A 23,659-nucleotide genomic window follows, 5' to 3' on the forward strand; every position below is an offset into this window, starting at 1 on the left:
ATACGCTATGCAGTAGTATAACTCAGCCAGCGCGCGTAAATACCTGCGACTTGATTATCCCCTAGGGACAGAATCATCAAGAAGATCAAATAAAGTTTTATATAAATCACATACTTTTGATCATAGTGGCTGGCACTTAGACAGATTGATAACACAAATTCTGCCGCAGCGAGTACCAGAAACTTGTCGATGCCATGCCCAATGCCGATGGTGACAATGCAATACCGTTTAGGCTAGCGATGGATAGCTTTAGGAGCCCAGTGGCGCTATTCGCGATGTAAGACTAATATAAGCATCAATGCAGGACTCGACTTTTAGTCATATCAATGTGGACGCGCATCCGAGTACCAGAAGAGTATGTTGTGGCAGCCTTTCGTAGAACTAGATTCCTAGCTTCGTTTATTCCCGCAACTTGGAGCACAAAATGAAGACTACCCTTATCACCGGTGCTTCTTCTGGTATTGGCAAATCACTAGCCGCGCTGTTCGCGCAGGGCGGTAGCAATCTAGTACTGGTGGCGCGCTCGCAAACGAAACTTGAAGAACTAGCACAACAACTACAGGCAGAGTACAAAATTACAGTTTGGGTCGAGCCGGCAGATTTATCCCGACCCGGTGCGGCTAAAACATTGGCGGCAAGCTTAGCTCGGCAAGATATCAAAGTTGAAATACTAGTGAATAATGCTGGCGTATTAGAGCACGGTAGGTTTATTGATATTGGCACCGAGGCTCACCGACGCATGCTCGATTTAAATATTAGCGGCCTAACTGAAATGTTAGATTGTTTTTTGCCTGCCATGGTAGAGCGTGGCAGCGGAAGGGTTCTTAATGTGGCATCTATTGCTTCATTTCAGCCAATACCGAGCTTGGCTATATACGCAGCAAGTAAGGCCTTTGTGCTATCCTTGACCGAGTCATTGGCTGAAGAGCTCAAGGGCAGTGGTGTAAGTATTACAGCGCTGTGCCCAGGCATTACGGCCACCAACATGGTTAGTACGGCACAAGAAAATAGCGGCGGCCTGAATATTCCTGACTTTTTGATTGGGGATGTAGACGATGTAGCTGCTGATGGCTACAAAGCATGCATGAAAGGCGAGGTGATTGTGGTGCCGGGCGCAATGAACTTAGCGGCAATACTGGCTGGCCGAGCAATACCTAAATGGCTGCTCAGACGAATAACCGGCGCTGTTGGACGCTACACTACAGATAACTAAATAGACAGACTGTTAGCAACATGCTTAGTGTTAATCAATGACATCTATCAGTCGTACAGTGGCCGCCAGTTACTCCGCCCGCGCTGCCACAATAGCGCGTTTAATTATATTGCAATTTTAAGCAAACCGCCGACACAATGATTTTCAATTGGTAATGATTTAGGTTTGTTAACGTATAAAACTGTCTCTTACGGTGTTCGCCCTTCATTGCGCACGGCAGATAAACGCTAAGTAGTTGGGCGGCAAAGCCAATGTCATGATGTCAGCCCAGCACGCTGGCAAAGCTCGCGAATTTGAACTGTGGTCCAGCGATGTTCATTTATAAGGGATACTTCCAGAATGCTTCAGACAGGTCGATTGAGTTGGGTCACAATTGTCGTATTGCTTTTGACAGGAAATGCTATGGCCGTTGAGGAAGCGAAATACTCTGTAATTCGTGAAGAAGGCCGATTCGAATTACGAAGATACGATCCCCACATTCTTGCTGAGACGACAGTAAGTGGTGATTTCGAGGGTGCCGGAAACGAAGCATTTGGTCGGTTATTTAAGTATATTTCTGGCAACAACGAGCAACAGCAGAAAGTCGCGATGACATCACCTGTTGGGCAGGAATCAACGAATAAGAAGATTGCAATGACTTCGCCGGTTGGGCAGCAAAAAATAGATGGGAAATGGGTTGTCAGTTTCATGATGCCCGCGACATTCAACCTGGAAAATACGCCAAAGCCGCAAGACCCGAATGTGTATATTCGCGAGGTTCCGGCACGTCACATCGCCGCAGTACGATATTCGGGATTTTGGAGCGAAAAAGGCTATCTTCGTAACTTGGAAAAGTTGCTGGACTGGATTACGGAAAGCGGCTTTAGTGTGTCTGGTGAACCTGTTTGGGCAAGATACAACCCACCTTTCATGCCCTGGTTTCTCCGGCGCAACGAAGTTCTAGTGCCCGTAACGGCTGCCACTCAAAATGAATGACATGCCGGGGCCCGACACAATGACGCTCTGCGAAGAAATCAGAGCCCATCTCGCTGCGAGAAAGCTTGCGGTATTGGCAACGCAGTCGGATGGGCAGCCGCATGCGAGTTTGATGGCATTTACTCCTGTGGATGACATAAAGCGCCTGGTATTTGCGACCTACCGCAAGACTCGAAAGTATGAAAGTATCATTCAGGGCGGTCGTGCTGCCTTACTTATTGGCAGCGGAATTGAGCCATTCGAACAACAACGTGCGGGCCTTATAGTTACCGCACACGGGAATGTTTTTGCTGCCCCTATCAACTCGGCTCAATCCATGCTCAAGTCGCACATCCAGCGCCACCCTGAGTTTGAGGAATTTTTTTCGTCGCCGGAGTGCGCGTTGATTGTCATGGAAATATCCGACTATCAACTCGTCACAAGCACCGAGGAAGTCCGGTGGTGCAACCTAGATAGCATCTAGTAGGACAACGAATGCGTAGGCAGCTCCCCGTGAGTGTTTAATTACATTGAATTATTATCTATTTTAGCGAAATATTTGCAAAAAAATTGCCCCACTTAATAGGTAATATCTGCTTAATTTAAAAATTCAAATACGGCATCCGCCGAGTCTCTATTACACGAGTTACCCTCGATCAATTTAACCCGCAATTCAACACAGACACGTATTTTTCAGTCATGAGCAGACCGTGCGCAGATAATAAAAATTCTTTAAATTGAACCCAAATAACCCTAGACGAGCACCTCAATATAGACTATCGTCTATTTAAAGACGTTTTACAAAGAGCGTTTTTATCAATAATAAGAGGAAATAGAATGAGTACACCAAACGGTAACCCCGGCGATATTCATAACTGGCCGATTCTCAAAGTCGTGTATCGCACGGACCCAGAAAAATTAGCAGCGCTGCTGCCGCCAGGTATAAAACCGGGAAAGGATCCTCTCGTTAAGCTCAATATATATAACTATCCAGTTCCCGACGAGCCTGAGCTTGGCATTTTAACAACAGTTAACGCCGACTTTAACGGCATTGAGGGTGAGTATGCACTTGGCTATGGTATCGACCAGGAGTCGGCAATTTTTTCAAGCCAGGAGATTAATGGTCAACCAAAGTACCCTTGCAATACAAGTTTCTACAGGGAGCAAGACCGTGTAGTTGCCCGTTGCACTCACAACGGATATACGTTTTTTGAATTTGAAGGAAAATCTGTTGGTGTTGAACCCAATTTAGATGATTTCACCGTAAACGAATGGTGGATTAAAGTATCTCGCGCAGTTGGTTCCGACTTTAGTGATATGTCTAATGTGAAGTATGACTTTCCACCGCACGTCGTTCACGTTAAATCAGTCTATGGCACTGTTCATCTTGAAAAGGTAGAGGGAAAAATACGCTTTCTTGAGAGCCCGTGGGACCCGTATGCAACTCGACTACCAATGCGCGAACTTGTTTCAGCAAATCTGTGGTGGGCTGTATTCAAAGAGCGCAGTATCTCTATAGCGGGAGAGCTTGATCCAAAAGGTTTTGCTCCGTTCTCTGACGTAATAGGCGGATCCAGATGGCCAGGCTTTCAAGGCGGCCCGCTCCGCGAAGATTGCTTTAAGTAATTTACGTTGGCCCAGCTAAAACTGGGCCAACGATTGCCCTTCCTGTAAGATAGCTTTCTCCTGTCAGCCATACTTAGGCTCTTTTTTACATGATGAAACGCCGTACCACTTCCCGTGCGAAAATTTTCGACGCGGCACTCTCACTACTGAATGAATACTCGTTTGAAGCCATTACAGTCGACAAGATCATTGAGGTTTCTGGCGTCGCAAAGCAGACGTATTACAATCACTTCGCAACAAAGCAAGACGTTTACGTTGAGCTGAGTTACAAAGAGCTCTTTGAGCGTACCAAGACGAATGTAGAGGATGCGTGCGCAAAATATAGTATGGCCGATCAGCGTTTAAATCGTTTTTTTCAGCTTTGTGAAAACTCGTTAAAAAAAGATGGGCATATAGAGCGTGCACTAATGAAAGAAGGCTTATTGGCTAGCGCAACACCGGAAAAAATTGCGCCTTATATGCTCGCTATTAATGATGAGTTGAAGCATCTAATCACGCCAGCGATAGAGTCTGGTGACCTGAGAGGCGATACACCCCTAGACTTTTGCATCGAGCTAATTGCGGGCACATTGAGCAATTTAGTCATTAACTGGACAAACATTCCGAACTATCGGCTAACTCGCAATAGAAAGCTCTACACCCGAGTCCTAGTGGAAAGCTTGTTAAAGAAGTAGCCTCAAAACCGAATGATCATGTCAACGCCATAGGTTCTTGGGTCGCCCCATATACCAGCCCGTTGCGCCTGAGGCAGGTGATCAAACGCATTTATTACATACTCTTCGTCAAGTATATTCTTAGCCCATAGCGCAATACTAGCCGTACCACCAAACACTGATAACTCAGAAATACCTAGCCGACCATTTAGTAAGCCAAATGACTCAAGCTCAACATTCTTAATTTTTTCTGTCAATGGCCCGCCGTTACGAGAATCCATAAAATTGTAACTCAGTGTAGCCTCCACGGTACCGAGAGGCCCTTCTGATATCGTCCAGTCGAGGTTTGCTGTATACGAGTTTTCAGGAGCAGAGCTAAATACGAACTTATCGGCTACATTCTCACCTGTGTCGGGATCCATTACAGACGTCATTTCCGCGTCGAGATATGAGTAATTGAATACAGCAAGGAGATCACTTGATAGCACGTAAGTAACGTCAAGTTCAAACCCAAGGATTTCAGCCTCGCCCACATTTAGGACGCGCGTGTTGTCGATGGCGCCATCAATTTGAAAGTTGATCTGGAGGTCCGTGAACGTAGTCCGGAATACATCCGTGTTTATGCGAAGGCTACTATCCAAAAACTCGCCTTTAAGGCCTATTTCGTAGGATAAAGCCTTCTCTTCGTTAAATCCCTTGGTGAAGAAGTCGGGGTCTGGGTCACGAGTGTTATAGCCACCACTCTTGTAAGCTTCAGCAGATTTTATATATACGTTTAGCTCGTCGTTTAGTTGGTATTCGGCAATATAGTCAAATGAATCGTCGCGGAATGAGCGATCGCCTGTCGCGGTATACCCATAAGATTCAATCGGCGCAATAGATCCTGCCAGTACATTACCACTCGCGTCCTCAGTCCAGCTCTCAGTGTAGACTTGGGTTGATGTGTATTTTTCCGCCCTGCGCTCGTCTGCCGAATGGCGGGCGCCGACGGTCAATAACAGCTCTCTATCAAACAACAGACTGCTTTTATAGCTAAGTCGCGCGTAGAATGCCTTAGCGCGATTTTTAATGCCGAATTGTTGCTCTCCAAGCTGTACTAGTCCCGTTTTTAGATTGCCTCCCACCCCCGGTATCGTCTGATTATTTATAAGCCCAGTAAACTCCAGATGGTAGGGCTGATCATTAATTGCATCTTCCTGGAAGGAATACACCCCCACAATATATTCAATAGATTCGTCAAACGCTGTCCCATTTAGCTTGAATTCGTGGGATACCTGATCCTGTACTAGCGAGGGAATGACTGCTGGTGTCTGGATAGCGCCATCTTTTGAGGTATAGGCATTGGTGTCCACACGAAAATCTGCCGAAAGTGAACCAGTTGCCACGTCAGCATAGGTATTGTTTTCTAAGTCTCTAACACCTAATAAGTATTGAAATTCAATATTATCAAGAGAGTAGCGAAAATCGAATTTATGGCCAGTCACTCCGTTTGAAGACTCAAGGATAGGGACCGCGGCAAACATGCTGCTCTGCCTTTTATCGGAATATATCATCGACTTGCTTGCTTCGCGCCGTATCGAATCGTTAAGCACTGAATCGGCATCTAGACCACCGGAAAGCGGTTGTGGCCGGAACGGCTGGTAAGACAAGTTTGTATATTCGGTATCTGCGCTTTCATAGCTATAGTCGAATGTCGCGCGATCACTTAGATCCGCCCTTAGGTCAATTCGATATCCTTGCGCAGACCGTTTTCCATAATCCTCACCGAGCCCTGTATTCTCAATAACACCACCCTGCTTAGTCGTTAAAAATGCTGCTTTGACGGCTATTTTGTCAGACAGAGGCATGTTCGCTGATGTCTTCGAGGTTAGGAGCCCGTAATTGCCTGCGGTAAATTTCTGTTCAAAATAAAAGTCGGCTGTATCAGCTCGGCGAGTAATTAAATTAACGGTTCCGCCAGTAGAATTTCGCCCATATAACGTTCCCTGCGGGCCCCTCAGCACTTCTATGCGCTGAAGCTCCGCTAGATCAAGAGATAAACCCGCGGATCGAGCGATATAGACACCGTCCATGTATACACCGATTGGCGTATCCTGGGTGACTTGTGTATCTATTAAGCCAATGCCTCGAATATAGATTCGTAAATTAGAATTATCAAGCGGGAAAGGTTCTATCGTCATGCCTGGAACGTTGGCCTTTAAATCCATCAGCGTATTGATGCCCTCTTTTTCTATGCGATCTTCGCCGAAAGCAATCAAAGATATAGGTGTTTCTTGCAACGATTCGGCTTTTCTTTGAGCCGTGACAATCACTTCCTCAAGCTTCCCGTTATTCGCGCCGAGGACATGAGGTGTAATAATGGAAAACAATGTCGCTAAAGCAATCTTTGAATGAATTCTGGGCATTGAACTCTCAATTCTCTTGTTATTTTTGTTCGTAGCACTACGTTTCGAGACCTGTCGAAGTAATCTACAGCCTTGATTGCCAGAGTATCATTAATTAGACTTTAGTCAAATTAGTTTAAATGCCACTTCTAAAAACTGATTACAGATCAGCTCTCGATCGCTTAGGCCTTTCGGTAAGATAAAACAGAGATGGCGCGGCATTGTTGAATTGTTAAATTTTATTGGAATTTGAACCACTTATCGGCAATATCTGCGGGATTATATGATCCACTCCAAGGCTCAAAATTGACAAACTTCTCAATGACTTAAGGTAATAAAGGGGGCACCCAGCTAACGGAGTATTATTCTGATTGGGGCTTTGGCCTCTGCTTTGCCTATCTCAGGAATGTAAAAGGCTTTGCTTGGAATCATTAGCGGGTCTACCGCATTTACGGCGAGCTAGCATTAAACCTTCGCATCAAACCTCGGCGACGACTGAAGCGCAACAAACCGGAGCCACTGAAGGAACCTTTACGTCCCGACCAAGTATGGTCAATGGATTTTATGCATGACCAGTTATCCGACGGCTGAAGCTATCAGTTATTTAATGGCATTGATGACTACCGCCGAGAAGGAATTGCCATTGAAGCTGGCTTTTCATTGCCATCAATCAGAGTTATTCGGGTACTAAATCAACTGTTAGAGTGGCGGGAAAAGCGGACAGTGATTCGTTGCGCCAACGGCCCCGAATTCATCAGTCACGATTTTATGCAGTAGGCATCAGCGCTGGGTATCCGTATCGAATATATCCAGCTTGGTAAGCCACAGCAGAATGCATACATTGAGCGAGCCAATCGCACGATCCGTTATAGTTGGGTGAGTAAACACCTATTTGAAAACTTGGAGCAAGTTCAGGAGTATGTAACCGAGTGGCTTTGGCTTTACAATCATGAACGCCCCCACAAAGCTAACAATGGGAGGATTACCAGAGGTCGAAACCTTAAAACGTGTTTTAAAATTATGACTCTACGTTGGGTTTTCGTAACATAGCGTCTAGCTGATCAACTATTTCAGCCCAGTCAGCGTCATCGTCTTTTGATTGCTTCAAAAATGATGATTGTGAGGCGCTCCAGAAATTTGCTTCATGCAACTTTACCTTACTCGACAGAGGGGTATTCTTTTTTATAAACCCTTGAATAGCCTGCTCTGTATTGTCTAGCCCTAGTTGTTTAAATAATTTGTCTAAAGAATGACTTTCTACTTCCATAATTGCCTCTTTTAGCATTTACATGCATAACATTTCTATAATGAGTAAACCCTAAGTATCAGCAAAGGTGATTTACCAGAACCACCATACTTGGTTTGTGAGTAAATAGCGCGCCTCAAGCCATTTAAGGCCAATAACTTGCTGGCATATCAAGCATTTACAAATCACCTAAATTAAACATAGAAGCATTTCTGAATCACCTGATTGTTCAACGTAACGTTTCTGTTTCAACTCAGGCTATAGCATTGAACTCCATAGCGTTTTTATATAACAAATACTTAGATCAGCCATTGGGAAAGTTAACCGGGCGTAGGTATTCACAACGGCAAGCCAAGTTACCCGTGGTGTTAACTCAGAAGGAAATGGCTCGTCTTGTTTCGGAACTTGAAGACATGCATAAACTGATGGTTGCCATGTTGTATGGCTCGGGCTTGCGTAGTATTAAGTTTCTGCGGCGACGCTCTTGAATTGGCAGCGCCGGCTTCCTGTGAGCAAGTTAAGCCGTAGCCCAGCATCACATAGCAATTCGAGGCCACCACGCAGACGTATCAGCCTTAAAGCAGTTCGGTCTGCTGTCTTGAGCCCTGATGAAATACGGCAACCAGCGAGTAACGCATAAAGCCGGTGCAGGTGGTTAGGTAGTCGTGCAGAGCGTGTTTAACAATATCGGCAAAAGATTCACCTTGGTACTTCCACTGATCTGACTCGGCGAGCTGTTTCATTTTTGCGTTCATGGCAGACAGATCGCATAGAACACGGTGTTTTGCGTCTCGGCTTTTGCTGTCGTCGGTGACAACGATGGCGAGTGTGGATGCAGTATTATCCCACTCGAACATGAAGTAGAGGGAATCGTCGTTAATATTCTCGGCCAACAACGCCACAGCATGTTCTACGCAGTTTGCGAGTATGACCTCGATGGTCAAATTATCTGAGCCTGTGACAACACTGCTATGAAGCAAGTAGTCGGTGCCACTGCCTTGCACGGCTGCTTCGTCCCACGTTAACGCTTGGTCTTTAAAGTCTTGCTGATATGCCACTGTGGTTCCTTAAATAAAAAGGGCTGCGTCGCTATGCGAGGCAGCCCAAATAATGGGTTTAACTGTTAGCGCTACAAAATAATGCGATTAACGAATACTCGCCGTCGCACGGCTCGCCAGATGTGTCGCTATTTTACGCTTTTGATAATCTTTTGCTGCACTGGCTACGGTGCCACCGTTGCCAGATGCCAGCCAGCGCTTAATGCGGCCAGCGTCGCCCATGGGGCTGGTTTTGCCAAACGAGTCTAACATGACGATGAGCAAATCTTTGCCGTCGACGTTGGTTTTCATCACCAAGCAGCGACCGGCTTCGTCTAGGTAGCCGGTTTTACTCATGGCCACGTCCCAGCGCTGGTAGCGCACTAGCGGATTAGTATTCACGTAATCCAAGCGATAGCGCGGGCGACTAAAGTTAGCGGTATAGATTGAGGTGGTGGAGTACGTGGCAATTTCTCGGTATTTAGCAGCCGCCGCGACGAGCTTAGCCAAATCTTCGGCGGTGGATACGTTTTTGCCAGACAAGCCACTGCTATCGACAAAATGCGTGTTTTTCATGCCTAAGGCGCGAGCTTTTGCGTTCATTCGGGCAACAAAGGCAGGCAGACCACCTGGGTAATTGCGACCCAAGGCCGCTGCCGCAAGATTCTCTGAAGACATCAGCGCTAGGCGCAGCACTTCACCACGGGGCAGCTCGGAGTCGACCCGAATGCGGGAGTGGTAGTAGTTAATAGCCTTGCGGTCATCGTTACTAAAGCGAATGGCTTCATTCAGTGGCAGTTTAGCGTCTAACACCACCATGGCCGTCATCACCTTGGTTAGCGAGGCAATTGGCTTTACCATATTGGCGTACTTTTTATACAGTACCTCACCGCTATCGGCGTCAATAACCACGGCGCTAACCGAGGCAAGCTGCAAGTTAGCGGGATTGCGACCAACATTATCCGTGGCCATAGCCGGCGAGATGAACAAGGCCAAGACCAAAGAGAGCATTATTTTTATCATTACAATACCAATTAGCAAAAGTGAACTAACACTATAATTAAGCTGAGGTTAGCACAGCCGAAAAAGCCAAAATGTCGACTCTGTTCAATTTTTATACAAATACGGTGTTTCCCGTACTAACTAGCCTCCTCGCTTACCTTCAAGCGCAGGCTATCTAATATCTGATCTACCGCTGCGCGGTCCATATCACGGTCATCTTCAGCGCAGGCGTAGCTAATAAGTAACAAATGATCGCCAGCGTGTAAAAACCATTCCCGAATATAATCGCCTTCTTCGACAGTTTCAAACTCCCAGCCCTGATAATCGTCACCAATTTTACAGGCTTTACCGTCGTCTAGGCGCATACCAACCTCCAAAACGAGCTCGCGAACGTCATTCGCCGTAGCCGGTTTACCGTGTTGCGCCTGCAGAGTACTCAGACTAATACAGCCTAATTCGTCCTGATCAAAAATCAGAATGCTGTCGTCATCCTGCTCGGTACGCCACTCTTCAGGCAAGCCGATAAACCACCAATCAGATTCAACTTCTTGCATTTCAGTGTCTGACATTGACCGCTACCTGTGTAAATTTTAGAAGCATAATTCGCGCTTACTCGCCCAAGGGTAAATCTGCCGACATTAAAACAGCGTGTTCATAGCCGTCACCAAGGGGGTAATAGTTTTTTCTAATGCCGTCTTCAGCGAAACCGAGCTTGGTATATAAAGAACGCGCTACTGTATTAGATTCCCTCACCTCAAGTAAACAGCGCGCGCCACCAAATTGCTGCATCCACTCCAGCCCTTCGCTCAGTAGCTGTCGTCCCGCGCCTCGGCCACGACTGTTGGTGTCGACCACGATATTCAATAAGCTCACGTCGTCGAGCACAAGGGTGTAGCAGCTGATGCCCAGCAATTCGTCGCCGTCCCACAAGCCTAAGCAATGATCGTCGCGCAAGCTGCGCAACCAGTTCATCTTGCCCCAGGGATGAGGGTCAGAACGGGCTTCGAGCAAAAGACATCGTTCAAGGTGATGCATAGCCAGCATGGCGATACGGGTCATAGACTGAACACAACCTTGCGTAAATTTTGCCACAAGGGCGCTTTCAAACTGCCATCGGCGAGCATGGCTGCTGGCTCCGCTGCGTACAACAATTGAATTCCGGCAGATTGCAGGGTCGCCACGTCAATATAGGGCTGTAATGCACTGCCAAATAAAATCACGCAATGGGCCTGCTGGCGCTCAGCCTGCGCCATGACATTAGCCTGCAGGGCCTCTTTGGCAGCGTCACCACCCATGGTTAACCCGGGTGTTTTTAACACCGGCCACTGAAAGCGCGACGTCGCGAATTCTGGGGCTTTGGCCAGCTTATGATGACGACTCACCGCCACTGCAATATTGGCCATGAGGCGCTTTTCAGCGGGGCTCGGCGGCGCGGTGGTGGTTTCTACAATCATCAACAAGCCAATTCCCGTCGCCACCAACTCAACATTAAACTCTGGGCTAACGGCCACATCAGTTGTAGCGCCTGGAGCGCTACTCGCTTGCCCGGCGAGTGCGGGAGTCGGAGCGGCGCTCTCAAAACCCAGTTCCTGCAAGGCTGAGGCGATACGCGATCCGGCGCGTTGTGGCTCGCCGGTCGGCGCCGGTGTATTGCGCTCCTGCGCCTCGGCCATTTGCTGGTATTCAGTATCGGCATCAAAGCTCGCCACTTCAGCAGTTTCGCCGTCGGCAAACTCGTCCTCTACGGCGATGTCCAGCTCAAAAATCGGTGACGGCGCTGCACCGTCAAGCATAAAGCGCGGCACATAGGTGTCTACGCCCATCGCCTGCAAATAATCGAGTCGCAGCGCCTCGTTCACTTTATACGCCCTCGTGCTGGGGGTGGGCTTTAAGCACCCCGGCGTCTAACAAGTTAAGTGCATCGAGGTAGGCTTTAACTGAGGCAACAATAATATCGGTGTCGGCACCATTGCCATTTACAATGCTGCCATTTTTCTCTAGCCGCACCTGCACTTCGCCCTGGGAATCTGTGCCTTCAGTGATCGCATTCACCGAGTACAGCAGTAAATTGGCACCACTATTAACCAGCAGCTCCACCGCTTTAAACGCGGCGTCGACAGGACCATCGCCTTCCGCTGCCGCTTGTTGGGCTTGGCCGTCGATGAGCAACTGAATATCGGCGCGAGGCTTAAAGCCACTGCGCGACACCGCTTCCAGCGCCACATAGCTGTAGCGTAGTTCTAGATCATCAGGCTGAACATCGTTCATCAGCGCCTGCAGGTCTTCGTCGAATATTTCATGCTTTTTGTCAGCCAGCTCTTTAAAGCGGGTAAACGCCAGATTCAAGGCGGCCTGATTATCTAGCGTGATACCCAAATCTGCGAGGCGCGCTTTAAACGCAGCGCGACCTGAATGCTTGCCCAGCACCAATTTATTGGCGTTCCAGCCCACGTCTTCGGCGCGCATAATCTCGTAGGTTTCTCGATACTTCAGCACGCCGTCTTGGTGAATGCCGGATTCATGCGCAAAGGCGTTGGCGCCAACAATTGCCTTATTCGGCTGCACCGGAAAGCCAGTGATCGACGACACCAAACGCGAGGTCGGCACAATTTGCGTGGCATCAACACTGACTTCCACCGGAAATATATCGCTGCGGGTGCGAATCGCCATGACCAATTCTTCAAGCGAGGCATTACCCGCTCGCTCGCCCAAACCATTAATAGTGCACTCAACTTGGCGGGCGCCATGCATTACCGCCGACAGGGAGTTCGCGACCGCGAGACCAAGGTCATTGTGGCAGTGCACCGAGAAGATCGCTTTATCGGCATTGGGCACGCCATTCATGATTCTTGCGACCATGGCGCCGTATTCACCGGGTTCGCCGTAGCCTACGGTGTCGGGCAGGTTAATTGTGCGGGCACCGGCATTAATCACTTGTTCAATGATCCGGCACATAAAATCGTACTCGGAACGCGAGGCGTCTTCGCAAGAGAACTCAACATCGCCAATTAAGTTGCGGGCATGCTTAACCGCAGCCACCGCGCGCTCCAGCACATTGTCTGGCGCCATACGCAGCTTGTATTCCATGTGGATTGGCGACGTGGCGATAAACGTGTGTATACGGCCAGCGGCGGCGGGCTTGAGCGCTTCAGCGGCGCGGTCAATATCTTCGGCGCCGGTGCGTGCCAAGCTGCACACTATGCTGTTTTGCACTGTCTCGGCGACCGCTCGCACGGATTCAAAATCACCGATACTGGCAATAGCAAAGCCCGCCTCAATGACATCAACACCCATTTTTTCCAGCATTTTGGCAATTCGCACTTTTTCGTCGCGGGTCATCGACGCACCGGGGCTCTGCTCGCCATCGCGTAAGGTTGTGTCAAATATAATCAGGCGGTCTTTGGCCATGTCTAACTCCTAACAATCATTATTTGTGGCAGCATCATGATGCCCTAGCAAACTCTGCCCGCAATTATAGTCGGACACGGCCCAGACTTCTTGGCTCTTTTGCAGGCGAAGGTGCTGTTTTTACAAGAAAATTCATTTACCAGTCCCCGCCACTGGCAAAAATGCCAAGGCCAAAGACTGAACTTCACTGCTGGATACCGTCAAAGACCCAGCACTGCGAGAAGAAAATCACCGTTTTCACAAAGTTTCGGGCGTTTATATTGGTGAATTTGTATACAATTTGCCTCTGTGCATTAGTTTGTCAACCATGGGGCAGTAGCCCAATGATTTTTAGCCGTATTTAAGGGAGCAAACCGCTTTATCATGCGAAGCACTTTAGTTTTTTGCGTAGCACTCAGCCTACAGTGGTTTATCAGCTCGGCCGTCGCCAATGAGCAGACCCCAAACTCGCTTGGCGATTCCGCGACCATTCCCGCAGACCCGGTTTTTACCCCTAATCCCCGTAAAAACCCAAGCCTGAATATCGACTTTGACAAAAGTGGCAGCGCGGCGGGCAATACCGAGGTCGCCCTCACCCTGCTTGGCCAAGATATATTGCGAGGCAGCTTCGAGCGTTTGTACTGGACTGCTGGCCAAGCGGTAGCCGGTTTAGCCATGCCCACACCGGTACTGGTTGCGGCGGGCACCAACCCCGGCCCCACCCTGTGCCTTACCGCAGCGGTACACGGTGACGAACTCAACGGCGTAGAAACAATTCGCCGAGTGATGTTCAGCCTCGAAAGCGACAAGCTCAATGGCGTCGTGATTGGCGTACCTATTGTTAACATGCACGGGTTTCGCCGCTCATCGCGCTACCTGCCAGATCGCCGCGACTTAAACCGCTATTTCCCTGGCGACCCTAAGGGCAGCTCAGCGGGCCGCATTGCCTACAGTTTTTTTAATGAGGTTATTTCCCATTGCGACCGCCTCATTGACATTCACACCGGCTCCTTCCATCGCACCAACCTCACCCAGCTGCGCGGTAACTTAGGCAAAGAAAGCGTGGCTCAATTCAGCCGCATGTTTCACGACGTAACCGTTATCGATGGTGCTGGTGCCCCAGGTACGCTGCGCCGCGCGTCGGTCGACGCCGGTATTCCGGCGGTAATCCTAGAGGCAGGCGAACCTTTGCGCCTGCAGCTAAAGGAAGTTAAGCAAAGTGTTAATGGCATCAAGGCCGTTATGCACCATCTCAATATGATTGATGACAAGCCCCAGCGCGCGCCTAAGCAAAACGTCTTTTATAAATCGACGTGGCTTCGCGCCGACCAAAGCGGCGTCTTTCTCAGCGAGGCCAAACTCGGCCAAAACGTGAAAAAAGGCGATATTCTCGGCTCAGTCACCGACCCCATCACCAACCGCAGCTCGGTGATTCGCTCCAGTGTCGACGGTCAGATTATCGGCCTTGCGCTTAACCAAATGGTTATGCCCGGCTTTGCCGCCTATCACGTTGGCATCGCCGCCGATGTGAAGAAGGTAGCTGCCGACAAAGTCGCGGACAGCGTAGTAGCCGAAGCCCTAGAGCCGGTTGCCGAAAACATGAAGGAAGTGGCCAGAGAAGCGGCACAAAAAGCCGCTAAAACCAGCAATGATCCCAAGGCCGTTGATGCCGCAGTGCGCAAGGCGATTAAGGACAATGCGAAAAACACCTCGCATTTGGTAGACGAACCACCGCGTGAGAAAAGCGGCGGCGAGCCTGAAACCGAGGGCGCCAAAGAACCGGCTATGTCCATACGGCCCAATGACGAAATGGAAGAGCATCCCGAATAGCCCTACCATCACTTAGCCAAAACCAAAAAGCCCCGCCTTAGTCGCGGGGCTTTTTATTGTGCGCTTGGCAATTTAGCAGGTGAAGCCCAACTCCCGCTCCAACTGGGCAGCCAAATTAAACAGGGTCTCTTCATCGCCCATCCGCCCGGTAAACTGCATGCCAATCGGCAAGCCACTCTCGCTCATATGCAACGGCACCGACATGCCGGGCAAGCCACTAACATTGCCCATAATGGTAAATGCCATCTTCCCCAAGATCGGCCCTGCCATTTGCTCCACCAAGCCGGTATTAAACAATAATTTACCCATATTCACCCGGTGACTCGCGAGCATCAGCAGCTCTTCGACACGGGAGTTGGGCAGCACGCCATGGGGTTCTGCGGGGGTAGGTACAGTCGGGCAAAGCATGACATCAAAATCAGTCAATAAGCGCCCCATCGCCAGCTGAACGTCATCCCAGCCGCGCTTAGCCGTAATAACGTCGGCGCCGCTAAATGAACGACCTAGCATCGCCATATTTTTGGTGGCAGGTTCAAACTTAGCGACGCAGGCGGCGCCATACTCACGCCGATAGCGGTCAACCATACTTGCCACTTCGGCGCAGACGACCACAAAGAAATCTCGCCAAAACTGATTAACATCAATCTGTGGCTCGGCATCTTCCACCACGTGCCCCATCTTTTCTAGCGCTTGGGCAGTGGCATCTAACGCGGCTAGCACCTCGGCATCAACAACGGTATTCACCAAGGGTTTTCTGCTCAAGGCAATGCGTAGCGGTCGGGCTTCACGCTGGGTAGCAGCCAAAAAGCTGCCCTTGGGCGGGGCAATATTATAGGGCGCGCCAATTTCATGTCCGCTACTGCAGTCCAACATCGCTGCGCTGTCGCGAACACTGCGGGTCAGTACGTGCTCAGCAACAGCGCCCTGCCAATCTTCACCATTGTCGGGGCCAAGGGGATTGCGACCACGGGAGGGCTTTAAGCCAAACACCCCGCACCAGGAGGATGGAAAGCGAATAGAGCCGCCGCCGTCACCACCGTGGGCCATTGGCACAATACCCGCGGCCACGGCCGCCGCACTGCCACCAGAAGAACCACCAGTGCTATAACCATGCTTATGAGGATTATGAGTGGGGCCAAAGGATTTGGGCTCAGTAGTGATTATTAGGCCAAATTCGGGGGTATTGGTTTTGGCAAAAATATTCACCCCGCTGGCTTTGTAGCGTCGCACCAATTCGCTGTCATAGTCAGGTATTACAGTAATTCCCCGACTGCCCATACGCAGCGGTTCACCGGCAAAACATGCCAATAAGTCTTTTAAAACAAAGGGCACGCCTTTAAACGGGCCGTCCGGTAGGCCTTGTTCTATTTGGCGATAAGCGCGTTCATCGAAGCGATGGATAATGGCATTTATACTTGGGTTACGCTCGTTGGCGACAGCCAGTGCAGCATCAAGTAACTCTTTAGGGCTTACCGCCCCATTGCGAACCAGCTCTGCCAGACCAAGGGCATCGTATTCACCGTATTCTTTAAACATTCCCGTCTCCGCGATCTTATTTGCTGCAAATAGTAACAGTTCTGTTACCTAAACTGAGCTAAACAAAGGGAATTAGCCTTTAACTAAATTGCCTTTGGCAGCGCGACACAATACGCGCTACAGTAGCTTACAAACGCTGACACACTGTTGGCTGGCAACATCCTCAATTCATAACAATATAAGGTTGCAGATATGCCGCTATCGAAAGACATTCTTGACGAAATTCGCGTATTAACCCAATTCAACCCAGCCTCTGCGCTTGAGGGCATTAAGGTTCACCACACCGCCGACCCCGCCACCATCGCTGCGACCGAGCGTTTATTTGCCAAAGAACTGATTACTCAAGCTGATGGCGGCTATCTTACCAATAGCGGCCTAGAAGTCATTCGCCACCTCGATAGCCTAATGACGGTTTTGAACTGCAAAGACAAAGAATTAGCCTAAATCCAAACATGCGGAAGGCCAAAGCCTTCCGCACATTATGAGAACTAACCGCAATCACTCGCGGCCGATTCGACGTTCACCGGCAAATCGAAAAAATCCAGATTGCTCCTCGCGCTGAATAAGCTCGCTCTGCTCGGCAAACAAGGCTGTTTGCAATGCCTGCAAGCGGCGACGTTGCTCGCCACCAGTGTACTCGGCCAAAATGCTTTGGCGCTGTTCCATATAGTTACTGCCGGTAGTCCACAACTCATCCCGACGCTTATCTAAGGCGGTCCAGCGATCAAGCGCTTGGGCATCCATACCCAAACCGCTGCGAATTTCCCTAAGTGACGCCAAACGCGTCGAGTCAGGAAGGTTCCGCAGCTCCTGCTGCACTGAGTCTAAACTTAGAAAGCGATCCATCAATTCCGTCCGCCGCGTGGCAAGCAAGGGCTCGGCCTTATCGCCCAAGGCATCGCGCACCGACGCCACAAATTGCGTTAATTTTTCCTCCGGAAGGCCTTCGGCCATTTCGTCTACCGCAATTAAGGCCTCTTCAATTTTGCGATTGCGCAGCTCTGCCGCCCAAATCTGTTCTGCGTCAGCGCCAAAAGCATCAAAGCGTTTAGCCCAAAGGGCGTCGCGACGCTCCGCCGGCGACATCGCACGCAGTACATCGCGCTCGGTCAGCAGCCATGCATTATAGTTAGACCACGACTGATATTTGGCCAGTAATTCTGCAGCCAAGTCGGGGTACATTTGCGCCAGCAGTGCTTCAACACGACTCTCCCAATCCTCTGGGTAGCGCGATTTTAGATAGGAAATCAGCTGCTCTAGCAAGCGAATTTGCGCGTGTTTCACCTCGATCACGCTGGCAAATTTTTGAGTTAAATCCGCAATAAACTGCGCTTCATCAACTTCATTTAATTCGGGTCTTCCTCGATCATTCTCAGTCGGCTCGACATTCCCAACCGCCGTCGCAGTTAACATTGGCGCATGTACTTCATCGCTAACAGCCTGTTCTGGCGTTTGCCAGAACAGGCCAAAGCAAGCACTAACGACAATCGCTACCAACAAAAACACTACCCATGGTTTGCTTATCGTTTTCTCGCTCATAACACCTACTCACCCGTTTTATTAAAAGCCATTGTCGGCGATAAAATCGGTAATCGCGGCGTAAAATTCCATTTCGTCAAAGGTATCGGGTGGCACGCCAATCACGTCCAAATGATCCTGGTTTATCTTCCATGCGTGAGACGTCATTTGGGTTTGGTTAGGTGCGTTCAGGTCACCCACATAGCCAGTATTGCTCTGCGCCCAAACGTAATCTAGGCAGCCATAACATTCCCAATACTCAAGACGATAACCCATTTGCTGAGAGTTAATACCGACTAAACCATCGTCGTCATTGTCACTCGCATCGCCATCACCAGTACCGAGGGCGCCGTCGCCATTGGCGTCATAGCTGGCGTAGCCGTCACCATCAATCTCAGTCCAAAGCTCCTTAAGCAAATACAAGGCGGGGTTCATATTGCCGTTGTCTTGACCTGTTAAAAAGCTCCGCGAGCGCTCGATATTCGCGGATCCGGCAGGGTAGTTCTGATTAAACGCGTAGGTGCCCGTTGTCACCCCATCGTTGGGGTCAAAGTCATGATTCACCAGCTGTTTCAGCGCCGCGATAGCGTCGTTGCCGCCGCTGTAAATCGTGTTGCCAAAGTAGTCAGCTAAGGTCGCCAAAACGGACTGCACGCCAGGCTGCAAATTTAAAACATATTGCGCTATAGGCGAGCCACGGTGGGGCGACGAAATACTAATGCCGTATTTAACCACCCGATACCCGCGATTATCCTGCAGTAATTTAGCCGCTTTACGCAGGTCTAAACCACCTTGAGAGTGACCAATAATATTGACATAGCTGTGACCCGAGCTGGCCAAATAGCCTTCAATGTCTTGGTATAACTCGTAACCACGCTGCTCCGATCCGGCAAAGGGCGTCACCGAAGCCACAAAAGACTCCTGCCCAGAATGAATGTCGTGATTGCAATAGTACTCACCCCACTGGCAGGTATCTAAAACGTAAACGCCATAATCATCGCCCCAGTAGTCATAACCTAAAATGTCATCAAAACCGGCCATGCCGTGGGCGAACACAATCGGGTATTGGGTTTTATTGGCATCGCGTGCAAATGCAGGCGACGTCGTCGTACTCACAAGTATTAAAATTCCAATACTCAGTAATTGGCTAAGCTTCATAGAGATATTCTCCGGTATTATTTTTTAAACTACGCGGAAGCCTTAGCATAAAAGCCGGGAAACCAAAGCCGTAACGGCTTACTGCGGAAACGCGAACAGCTTTTAGAGCTAACATCAGGCTTGCTATTATTTTTTTCAGCCATCTTTGCACTAAACAGTTGCCGACACGTCCTGTGTAAAATCATCCAAGTTATCGATGACAACATTACATATTTTTAACACATACAAACAAGGCGAATCAATAAAAAAATCGCTGCGTGCGATGTTCGTCACAGCTCGGCGCTTAAATGGTGTTGGCGTAAATAGCGCAACCTATGGCCACTGCAGTTTGATAAGCTAGGCACCACACTGCGCAATAGCGCTTTATATTGGAATAATATCTATGGATCCATTGACTCAAGGCCTGCTCGGCGCCACCGCTGCCGCCAACTCCAGGCTGGCTAAGGCGCCGCGCGCCGTGGCACTCGGCCTCGGGTTTCTGGGTGGCATGGCCGCAGACTTAGATGTCTTGATCCGCTCCACTAGCGACCCTCTGCTGTTTTTAGAGTTTCACCGCCAGTTCACCCACTCCCTTGTGTTCATTCCCTTTGGCGGCTTGCTTTGCGGACTGGTATTGCACGCCCTGTTTGCCAAACGTAAAGGTTTTAGCCGCTGGCAAAGCATTCTGTTTTGCACCCTCGGCTACGCCACCCACGCACTGCTCGACGCCTGCACAACCTATGGTACGCAATTGTATTGGCCCTTTAGCAATGAGCGGGTCGCGTGGAATATTATGTCGATTATTGACCCGCTCTACACCGTGCCCATTGCGGCCTTACTAGCCCTTAGCTTAAGCCCCCAGCGCCACTGGCTGGCGCGTATCGCCTTATTCTGGGTGTTTGCCTACCCAGCGGTGGGGTGGTGGCAGCGTGAGCGAGCAGAAAGTGTTGCTTACCAGCTCGCCGCGAGTCGCCAGCACCAAGTGCTTAGTTTGAGTGCCAAGCCCTCCTTTGCCAATTTACTGCTCTGGAAAGTTATTTACCGGACACCCGATTACTTTTATGTTGACGCCGTGCGCATGGGTATTAAGCCAAAAGTCATTGAAGGCACTGCCATTGCGCCTCTGGATATTCAACGTGATTTACCGTGGCTGCAGGCAGGGTCACAGCAGGCCGAAGACCTTGAACGCTTCCGCTGGTTTTCCCAAGATTATATTGCGCTAGCAGCAAACAACCCAAAGCGGGTTATTGATTTACGCTACTCATTACTCCCCAATGAAATCGACGCACTTTGGAGTATTGAATTATCACCAAACAATAGTGAACAACACGTGCGCTATATTACCCAGCGCAGCGACAGCCGAGCGAAGTCGGTAGAACTGTGGAATATGCTATTTCACTGACCTAGGCACTGACGAAACCCTCTGCACGCTAAAAGTAGTAGCCAAAATTTATGCGTATACCGCGAATATCTTCTGCCTGAACCACCGCTAAACCCAAGCGTAAAAAGCTCAGCTGCGCCATATGACGGCGGGTACTCCCCACACTCACCGCCAGTTCATTTTGGCTACGTGTATAAGTGTCTGTGCCCTTAAACAGCGTGTTCACAAAACTCAATTCAACACTGAGTAATTCGTGGGCGAAAGCCATAGGCATAGAATACAAGAGACCATTTCTAAACACCGTATTCGCCATATTAGGATCAAACTCGTTACCGGCCAAGGTCACTTTTAAGGTTTTGTAATAGCCTATAAGATTACCAATATATATTGAGTTCCGCGTTGATCCCAAAGGAATACGGTAAGCGCTAGATACCGACACCCCCGCCTGCTCAGCCTCTTGATCTAAATCACTCGATTTGACATAGCCCACGCTCATACCCGGCGTAATGGCCCAATTCGCGCTTACCGGTATACGCAACGCCAAGCCCGGCTGTATTGAATAGGTTTTAGCGTCGTTTACCTCGCCCTGGGTAAGCGGCATACTCAAAATCCATTGTCGACCCGAAATTCGTTGCGAACGAAAAGTATACGTTAAGGGCATAGTGACATAGCTTATTTTTACCCCGTTGGCTTCAAACTCACCAACGGTAAAACTAAGGCCAAAAAGATTGGGGATATCGCCAACCTCATCAAACACCGAGTTCAGTTGCTCCAAGGTAGTATCCAACACCAGCGCAAACGCACTGTCGACCGTTTGCGGTAACAATGAGCCCGGATTACCCGCTAATAGACTCGACGCCCCCCCCAATAGGCCATCACCAATACCCAGCTCCGCTTCAATCGGCAAAAGTGATAAGACGGCATCAGTGGCAAGGGCTTTAGATGCCGCGGCGCCTATACACAGTGTGAGTGCCAAGCACATTAACCCCCTCATCACACACCCTCATGCCGCCTAATCGCCGCCGCGCAAACACACCCCTGCCCGTCACCTAAGTAGGGGCTAGCGCAGCTCACAGAGACCATTTGGTATAGTCCACAATTGCCTGCTTAGCCAATACCTGAGTATGCACAATGCTGATTCCCCGCTGCGTCCACCAAGCCCCATTGAAATTCGCCGGTTTGCCCCAAATATTGTTAAACACCGAAACTTAGGAACTCGCTATGACTCAGCTCTCTGTGCTCGACCTTTCACCTATCACCGCAGATGGCTGTGCTGGCGACTCCCTACGCAACACCTTAGACTTAGCCCAACATGCCGAGCAGTGGGGCTATCAGCGCTACTGGTTGGCGGAACACCACAATATGGCGGGCATCGCCAGCGCGGCAACGGCGGTGGTAATAGGCCATGTTGCCGCCGGAACCAAAACCATTCGAGTAGGCGCTGGCGGCGTTATGCTGCCCAATCACTCCCCCTTAGTTATTGCCGAACAATTTGGCACCTTAGAGGCCTTATTCCCTGGGCGAATCGATCTCGGTCTGGGCCGCGCGCCCGGCAGCGACCAAGCTACCGCCTACGCGCTGCGCCGCAACCTGCACGCCGACGTAGATCAGTTCCCCAACGATGTTGTCGAGCTGATGAGTTATTTCGGTGAAGCCGAACCCGGACAGCAAATTCACGCCTTTCCCGGTAGAGGACTGAATGTCCCAATTTGGATATTAGGCTCCAGCTTATTCGGCGCCCAATTAGCGGCATCACTTGGTCTGCCTTACGCCTTTGCCTCGCACTTTGCGCCGGATCAAATGCTCGCAGCGATCGAAATTTATCGCGAGCGCTTCCAGCCCTCTGCCCAACTCAGCAAGCCCTATGTGATGCTCGGCTTTAATATCTTTGCCGCAGACACCGACGCCCAAGCCAATTATCTGGCCAGCTCAATGCAGCGCGCCTTTGTGAATTTACGCCGCGGCAACCCCGGCAAACTTCAGCCGCCGGTCGATAATTACCTTCAAGAATTGTCGTTCAGTGAGCAGAGCCTGCTGCAGAACATAATGTCCTGCTCGGCCATTGGCAGCCCTGACACCGTGCTTGAAAAAACCCGGCAATTCATCGCCAAAACCGGCGCCGATGAATTAATGATTACTTCACAGATTTACGATCACACCGCGCGCTTGCGGTCATATGAAATTGTGGGGGCAATGCAGAAACAACTAAATGGCGAGGCTTGAGAGCCTAGTACGCATCGTTCTCAGTAAACACCGTCACGTTTAAATCGTCCTCCTCGGTAAGCCAAGCGCTAATAACCATTGGCTGGCAGCAGACCTGGCAATCTTCAACATAGGTCTGCGCGCCCTCTGATGTGTCGATCAGCAACTCTATTCGCTCGCCACAATAGGGACACCGCTGACTGACCGATTCTAATGCATTCATATCGCACCTACTTTGTAAATTAAGTTCGTAGACGCTACACCTTTGCCGTGCCAGCGCCAAGGAAATTTCTCGTTTTGCCGTCGGCGACAGGTGCACCCGTGACAGACGCCATACAGCTATAAATAACATTGGAAAGCTGCGCCTTAATCGGTTTGAGCTTTTACTTGATTACGTATAGAGCCGCGCTCTGCGGTAAATTTGGAGCGCAGCGGAAAATTTGTCCGACAGCAGCGCTTTGTGTACGCCCAGCATGGGCATGAACTAATGAGGTGAAAGTCCTCTGTAGGAAGGTCACCATCCTTAGCGATTTATGATCGTTATTAGATGTTA

At 49.7% G+C, this 23,659-nt stretch carries 23 protein-coding genes and 1 pseudogene; 11 read left to right on the forward strand and 13 right to left on the reverse strand.

Annotated elements, in window-relative coordinates; translation table 11 throughout:
* The first annotated feature begins 424 nt into the window (after window positions 1-424).
* The 5 genes from HNQ57_RS02730 to HNQ57_RS02750 all read left to right on the forward strand — a co-directional run bounded on the left by HNQ57_RS02730 (window position 425) and on the right by HNQ57_RS02750 (window position 4,467).
* Window positions 425-1,213: an SDR family NAD(P)-dependent oxidoreductase gene (locus HNQ57_RS02730; RefSeq protein ID WP_184461077.1), complete on the forward strand. Its 789-nt coding sequence runs from the start codon at window positions 425-427 to the stop codon at window positions 1,211-1,213.
* Between the two features lie 402 nt (window positions 1,214-1,615).
* Window positions 1,616-2,188 carry an SOUL family heme-binding protein gene (locus HNQ57_RS02735; RefSeq protein WP_221301540.1) on the forward strand — a complete coding sequence of 191 codons (573 nt, stop codon included), beginning with the start codon at window positions 1,616-1,618 and terminating at the stop codon, window positions 2,186-2,188.
* Window positions 2,181-2,651, forward strand: coding sequence for a pyridoxamine 5'-phosphate oxidase family protein (locus tag HNQ57_RS02740; RefSeq protein ID WP_184461079.1), 471 nt, complete (start codon window positions 2,181-2,183; stop codon window positions 2,649-2,651). Before HNQ57_RS02735 ends, HNQ57_RS02740 begins: the two co-directional genes overlap by 8 nt.
* A gap of 353 nt (window positions 2,652-3,004) precedes the next feature.
* Complete coding sequence (locus HNQ57_RS02745; RefSeq protein WP_184461080.1) at window positions 3,005-3,793, forward strand: acetoacetate decarboxylase family protein; 789 nt, start codon at window positions 3,005-3,007, stop codon at window positions 3,791-3,793.
* Between the two features lie 89 nt (window positions 3,794-3,882).
* On the forward strand, window positions 3,883-4,467 hold the full coding sequence (locus HNQ57_RS02750; RefSeq protein WP_184461081.1) for a TetR/AcrR family transcriptional regulator: 585 nt from the start codon (window positions 3,883-3,885) through the stop codon (window positions 4,465-4,467).
* Between the two features lie 2 nt (window positions 4,468-4,469).
* On the opposite strand, the gene HNQ57_RS02755 is transcribed toward HNQ57_RS02750, so the two are convergent.
* Window positions 4,470-6,851, reverse strand: coding sequence for a TonB-dependent receptor (locus HNQ57_RS02755; RefSeq protein ID WP_184461082.1), 2,382 nt, complete (start codon window positions 6,849-6,851; stop codon window positions 4,470-4,472).
* A 327-nt stretch (window positions 6,852-7,178) separates the two neighbouring features.
* On the opposite strand from HNQ57_RS02755, the pseudogene HNQ57_RS02760 reads away from it, so the two are divergent.
* Window positions 7,179-7,880 (forward strand): annotated as a pseudogene (locus HNQ57_RS02760) (IS3 family transposase); the annotation flags it as partial.
* Here HNQ57_RS02760 and HNQ57_RS02765 read toward each other — a convergent pair.
* Complete coding sequence (locus HNQ57_RS02765) at window positions 7,849-8,097, reverse strand: DUF2789 domain-containing protein (protein ID WP_184461083.1); 249 nt, start codon at window positions 8,095-8,097, stop codon at window positions 7,849-7,851. The pseudogene HNQ57_RS02760 and the gene HNQ57_RS02765 sit on opposite strands and share 32 nt — an antisense overlap.
* A gap of 179 nt (window positions 8,098-8,276) precedes the next feature.
* On the opposite strand from HNQ57_RS02765, the gene HNQ57_RS02770 reads away from it, so the two are divergent.
* Window positions 8,277-8,564: a phage integrase N-terminal SAM-like domain-containing protein gene (locus HNQ57_RS02770; RefSeq protein WP_264299228.1), complete on the forward strand. Its 288-nt coding sequence runs from the start codon at window positions 8,277-8,279 to the stop codon at window positions 8,562-8,564.
* A gap of 87 nt (window positions 8,565-8,651) precedes the next feature.
* Here the strand turns inward: HNQ57_RS02770 and HNQ57_RS02775 are convergent, their stop codons facing one another.
* From HNQ57_RS02775 to HNQ57_RS02800, 6 genes are all read right to left on the reverse strand, one after another.
* On the reverse strand, window positions 8,652-9,134 hold the full coding sequence (locus tag HNQ57_RS02775) for a hypothetical protein (RefSeq protein WP_184461084.1): 483 nt from the start codon (window positions 9,132-9,134) through the stop codon (window positions 8,652-8,654).
* A gap of 87 nt (window positions 9,135-9,221) precedes the next feature.
* Window positions 9,222-10,136, reverse strand: a complete 915-nt coding sequence (gene pbpG / locus HNQ57_RS02780) for a D-alanyl-D-alanine endopeptidase (protein WP_226968248.1) — start codon at window positions 10,134-10,136, stop codon at window positions 9,222-9,224.
* Window positions 10,137-10,252: 116 nt separating this feature from the next.
* Window positions 10,253-10,684 (reverse strand): hypothetical protein, encoded by a 432-nt coding sequence (locus HNQ57_RS02785; RefSeq protein ID WP_184461085.1) that lies wholly within the window; start codon window positions 10,682-10,684, stop codon window positions 10,253-10,255.
* A gap of 40 nt (window positions 10,685-10,724) precedes the next feature.
* Complete coding sequence (locus HNQ57_RS02790) at window positions 10,725-11,174, reverse strand: GNAT family N-acetyltransferase (RefSeq protein ID WP_184461086.1); 450 nt, start codon at window positions 11,172-11,174, stop codon at window positions 10,725-10,727.
* Window positions 11,171-11,974 (reverse strand): hypothetical protein, encoded by an 804-nt coding sequence (locus tag HNQ57_RS02795; RefSeq protein WP_184461087.1) that lies wholly within the window; start codon window positions 11,972-11,974, stop codon window positions 11,171-11,173. The genes HNQ57_RS02790 and HNQ57_RS02795 overlap by 4 nt, the downstream gene beginning before the upstream one ends.
* Window position 11,975: 1 nt before the next feature.
* Complete coding sequence (locus HNQ57_RS02800) at window positions 11,976-13,523, reverse strand: 2-isopropylmalate synthase (protein WP_184461088.1); 1,548 nt, start codon at window positions 13,521-13,523, stop codon at window positions 11,976-11,978.
* Between the two features lie 363 nt (window positions 13,524-13,886).
* Here HNQ57_RS02800 and HNQ57_RS02805 point away from each other — a divergent pair, with 363 nt between their 5' ends.
* Window positions 13,887-15,332, forward strand: a complete 1,446-nt coding sequence (locus tag HNQ57_RS02805; protein WP_184461089.1) for a succinylglutamate desuccinylase/aspartoacylase family protein — start codon at window positions 13,887-13,889, stop codon at window positions 15,330-15,332.
* A gap of 72 nt (window positions 15,333-15,404) precedes the next feature.
* Here HNQ57_RS02805 and HNQ57_RS02810 read toward each other — a convergent pair whose 3' ends face one another.
* Window positions 15,405-16,868: an amidase gene (locus HNQ57_RS02810; RefSeq protein WP_184461090.1), complete on the reverse strand. Its 1,464-nt coding sequence runs from the start codon at window positions 16,866-16,868 to the stop codon at window positions 15,405-15,407.
* 192 nt (window positions 16,869-17,060) lie between these two features.
* Here HNQ57_RS02810 and HNQ57_RS02815 point away from each other — a divergent pair, with 192 nt between their 5' ends.
* A complete protein-coding gene (locus HNQ57_RS02815) occupies window positions 17,061-17,312 on the forward strand; it encodes a TIGR02647 family protein (RefSeq protein ID WP_008246349.1) in 252 nt (83 codons plus the stop codon).
* 54 nt (window positions 17,313-17,366) lie between these two features.
* Here HNQ57_RS02815 and HNQ57_RS02820 read toward each other — a convergent pair whose 3' ends face one another.
* Together HNQ57_RS02820 and HNQ57_RS02825 are read right to left on the reverse strand one after the other, a co-directional pair.
* Window positions 17,367-18,407, reverse strand: a complete 1,041-nt coding sequence (locus HNQ57_RS02820; RefSeq protein WP_184461091.1) for a hypothetical protein — start codon at window positions 18,405-18,407, stop codon at window positions 17,367-17,369.
* 21 nt (window positions 18,408-18,428) lie between these two features.
* The gene (locus HNQ57_RS02825; protein ID WP_184461092.1) at window positions 18,429-19,544 is read right to left on the reverse strand and encodes an esterase/lipase family protein; all 1,116 of its coding nucleotides are present in this window, start codon (window positions 19,542-19,544) and stop codon (window positions 18,429-18,431) included.
* 382 nt (window positions 19,545-19,926) lie between these two features.
* Here HNQ57_RS02825 and HNQ57_RS02830 point away from each other — a divergent pair, with 382 nt between their 5' ends.
* Window positions 19,927-20,925: a metal-dependent hydrolase gene (locus tag HNQ57_RS02830; RefSeq protein WP_184461093.1), complete on the forward strand. Its 999-nt coding sequence runs from the start codon at window positions 19,927-19,929 to the stop codon at window positions 20,923-20,925.
* A gap of 28 nt (window positions 20,926-20,953) precedes the next feature.
* Here the strand turns inward: HNQ57_RS02830 and HNQ57_RS02835 are convergent, their stop codons facing one another.
* Window positions 20,954-21,886, reverse strand: a complete 933-nt coding sequence (locus HNQ57_RS02835) for a hypothetical protein (RefSeq protein WP_184461094.1) — start codon at window positions 21,884-21,886, stop codon at window positions 20,954-20,956.
* 239 nt (window positions 21,887-22,125) lie between these two features.
* On the opposite strand from HNQ57_RS02835, the gene HNQ57_RS02840 reads away from it, so the two are divergent.
* Window positions 22,126-23,127: an LLM class flavin-dependent oxidoreductase gene (locus HNQ57_RS02840; protein ID WP_184461095.1), complete on the forward strand. Its 1,002-nt coding sequence runs from the start codon at window positions 22,126-22,128 to the stop codon at window positions 23,125-23,127.
* Between the two features lie 4 nt (window positions 23,128-23,131).
* Here HNQ57_RS02840 and HNQ57_RS02845 read toward each other — a convergent pair whose 3' ends face one another.
* Window positions 23,132-23,329: a CPXCG motif-containing cysteine-rich protein gene (locus HNQ57_RS02845; protein WP_184461096.1), complete on the reverse strand. Its 198-nt coding sequence runs from the start codon at window positions 23,327-23,329 to the stop codon at window positions 23,132-23,134.
* Window positions 23,330-23,659 lie beyond the last annotated feature (330 nt).

Source organism: Zhongshania antarctica (assembly GCF_014202945.1).
Classification (GTDB): domain Bacteria; phylum Pseudomonadota; class Gammaproteobacteria; order Pseudomonadales; family Spongiibacteraceae; genus Spongiibacter; species Spongiibacter antarcticus.

Coding starts and splice junctions, on each gene's coding strand:
- HNQ57_RS02730 (WP_184461077.1), top strand. CDS start 425: ATGAAGACTACCCTTATCACCGGTGCTTCTTCTGGTATTGGCAAATCA.
- HNQ57_RS02735 (WP_221301540.1), top strand. CDS start 1,616: ATGGCCGTTGAGGAAGCGAAATACTCTGTAATTCGTGAAGAAGGCCGA.
- HNQ57_RS02740 (WP_184461079.1), top strand. CDS start 2,181: ATGAATGACATGCCGGGGCCCGACACAATGACGCTCTGCGAAGAAATC.
- HNQ57_RS02745 (WP_184461080.1), top strand. CDS start 3,005: ATGAGTACACCAAACGGTAACCCCGGCGATATTCATAACTGGCCGATT.
- HNQ57_RS02750 (WP_184461081.1), top strand. CDS start 3,883: ATGATGAAACGCCGTACCACTTCCCGTGCGAAAATTTTCGACGCGGCA.
- HNQ57_RS02755 (WP_184461082.1), bottom strand. CDS start 6,851: ATGCCCAGAATTCATTCAAAGATTGCTTTAGCGACATTGTTTTCCATT.
- HNQ57_RS02765 (WP_184461083.1), bottom strand. CDS start 8,097: ATGGAAGTAGAAAGTCATTCTTTAGACAAATTATTTAAACAACTAGGG.
- pbpG (WP_226968248.1), bottom strand. CDS start 10,136: ATGATAAAAATAATGCTCTCTTTGGTCTTGGCCTTGTTCATCTCGCCG.
- HNQ57_RS02785 (WP_184461085.1), bottom strand. CDS start 10,684: ATGTCAGACACTGAAATGCAAGAAGTTGAATCTGATTGGTGGTTTATC.
- HNQ57_RS02790 (WP_184461086.1), bottom strand. CDS start 11,174: ATGACCCGTATCGCCATGCTGGCTATGCATCACCTTGAACGATGTCTT.
- HNQ57_RS02800 (WP_184461088.1), bottom strand. CDS start 13,523: ATGGCCAAAGACCGCCTGATTATATTTGACACAACCTTACGCGATGGC.
- HNQ57_RS02805 (WP_184461089.1), top strand. CDS start 13,887: ATGCGAAGCACTTTAGTTTTTTGCGTAGCACTCAGCCTACAGTGGTTT.
- HNQ57_RS02810 (WP_184461090.1), bottom strand. CDS start 16,868: ATGTTTAAAGAATACGGTGAATACGATGCCCTTGGTCTGGCAGAGCTG.
- HNQ57_RS02815 (WP_008246349.1), top strand. CDS start 17,061: ATGCCGCTATCGAAAGACATTCTTGACGAAATTCGCGTATTAACCCAA.
- HNQ57_RS02820 (WP_184461091.1), bottom strand. CDS start 18,407: ATGAGCGAGAAAACGATAAGCAAACCATGGGTAGTGTTTTTGTTGGTA.
- HNQ57_RS02825 (WP_184461092.1), bottom strand. CDS start 19,544: ATGAAGCTTAGCCAATTACTGAGTATTGGAATTTTAATACTTGTGAGT.
- HNQ57_RS02830 (WP_184461093.1), top strand. CDS start 19,927: ATGGATCCATTGACTCAAGGCCTGCTCGGCGCCACCGCTGCCGCCAAC.
- HNQ57_RS02835 (WP_184461094.1), bottom strand. CDS start 21,886: ATGTGCTTGGCACTCACACTGTGTATAGGCGCCGCGGCATCTAAAGCC.
- HNQ57_RS02840 (WP_184461095.1), top strand. CDS start 22,126: ATGACTCAGCTCTCTGTGCTCGACCTTTCACCTATCACCGCAGATGGC.
- HNQ57_RS02845 (WP_184461096.1), bottom strand. CDS start 23,329: ATGAATGCATTAGAATCGGTCAGTCAGCGGTGTCCCTATTGTGGCGAG.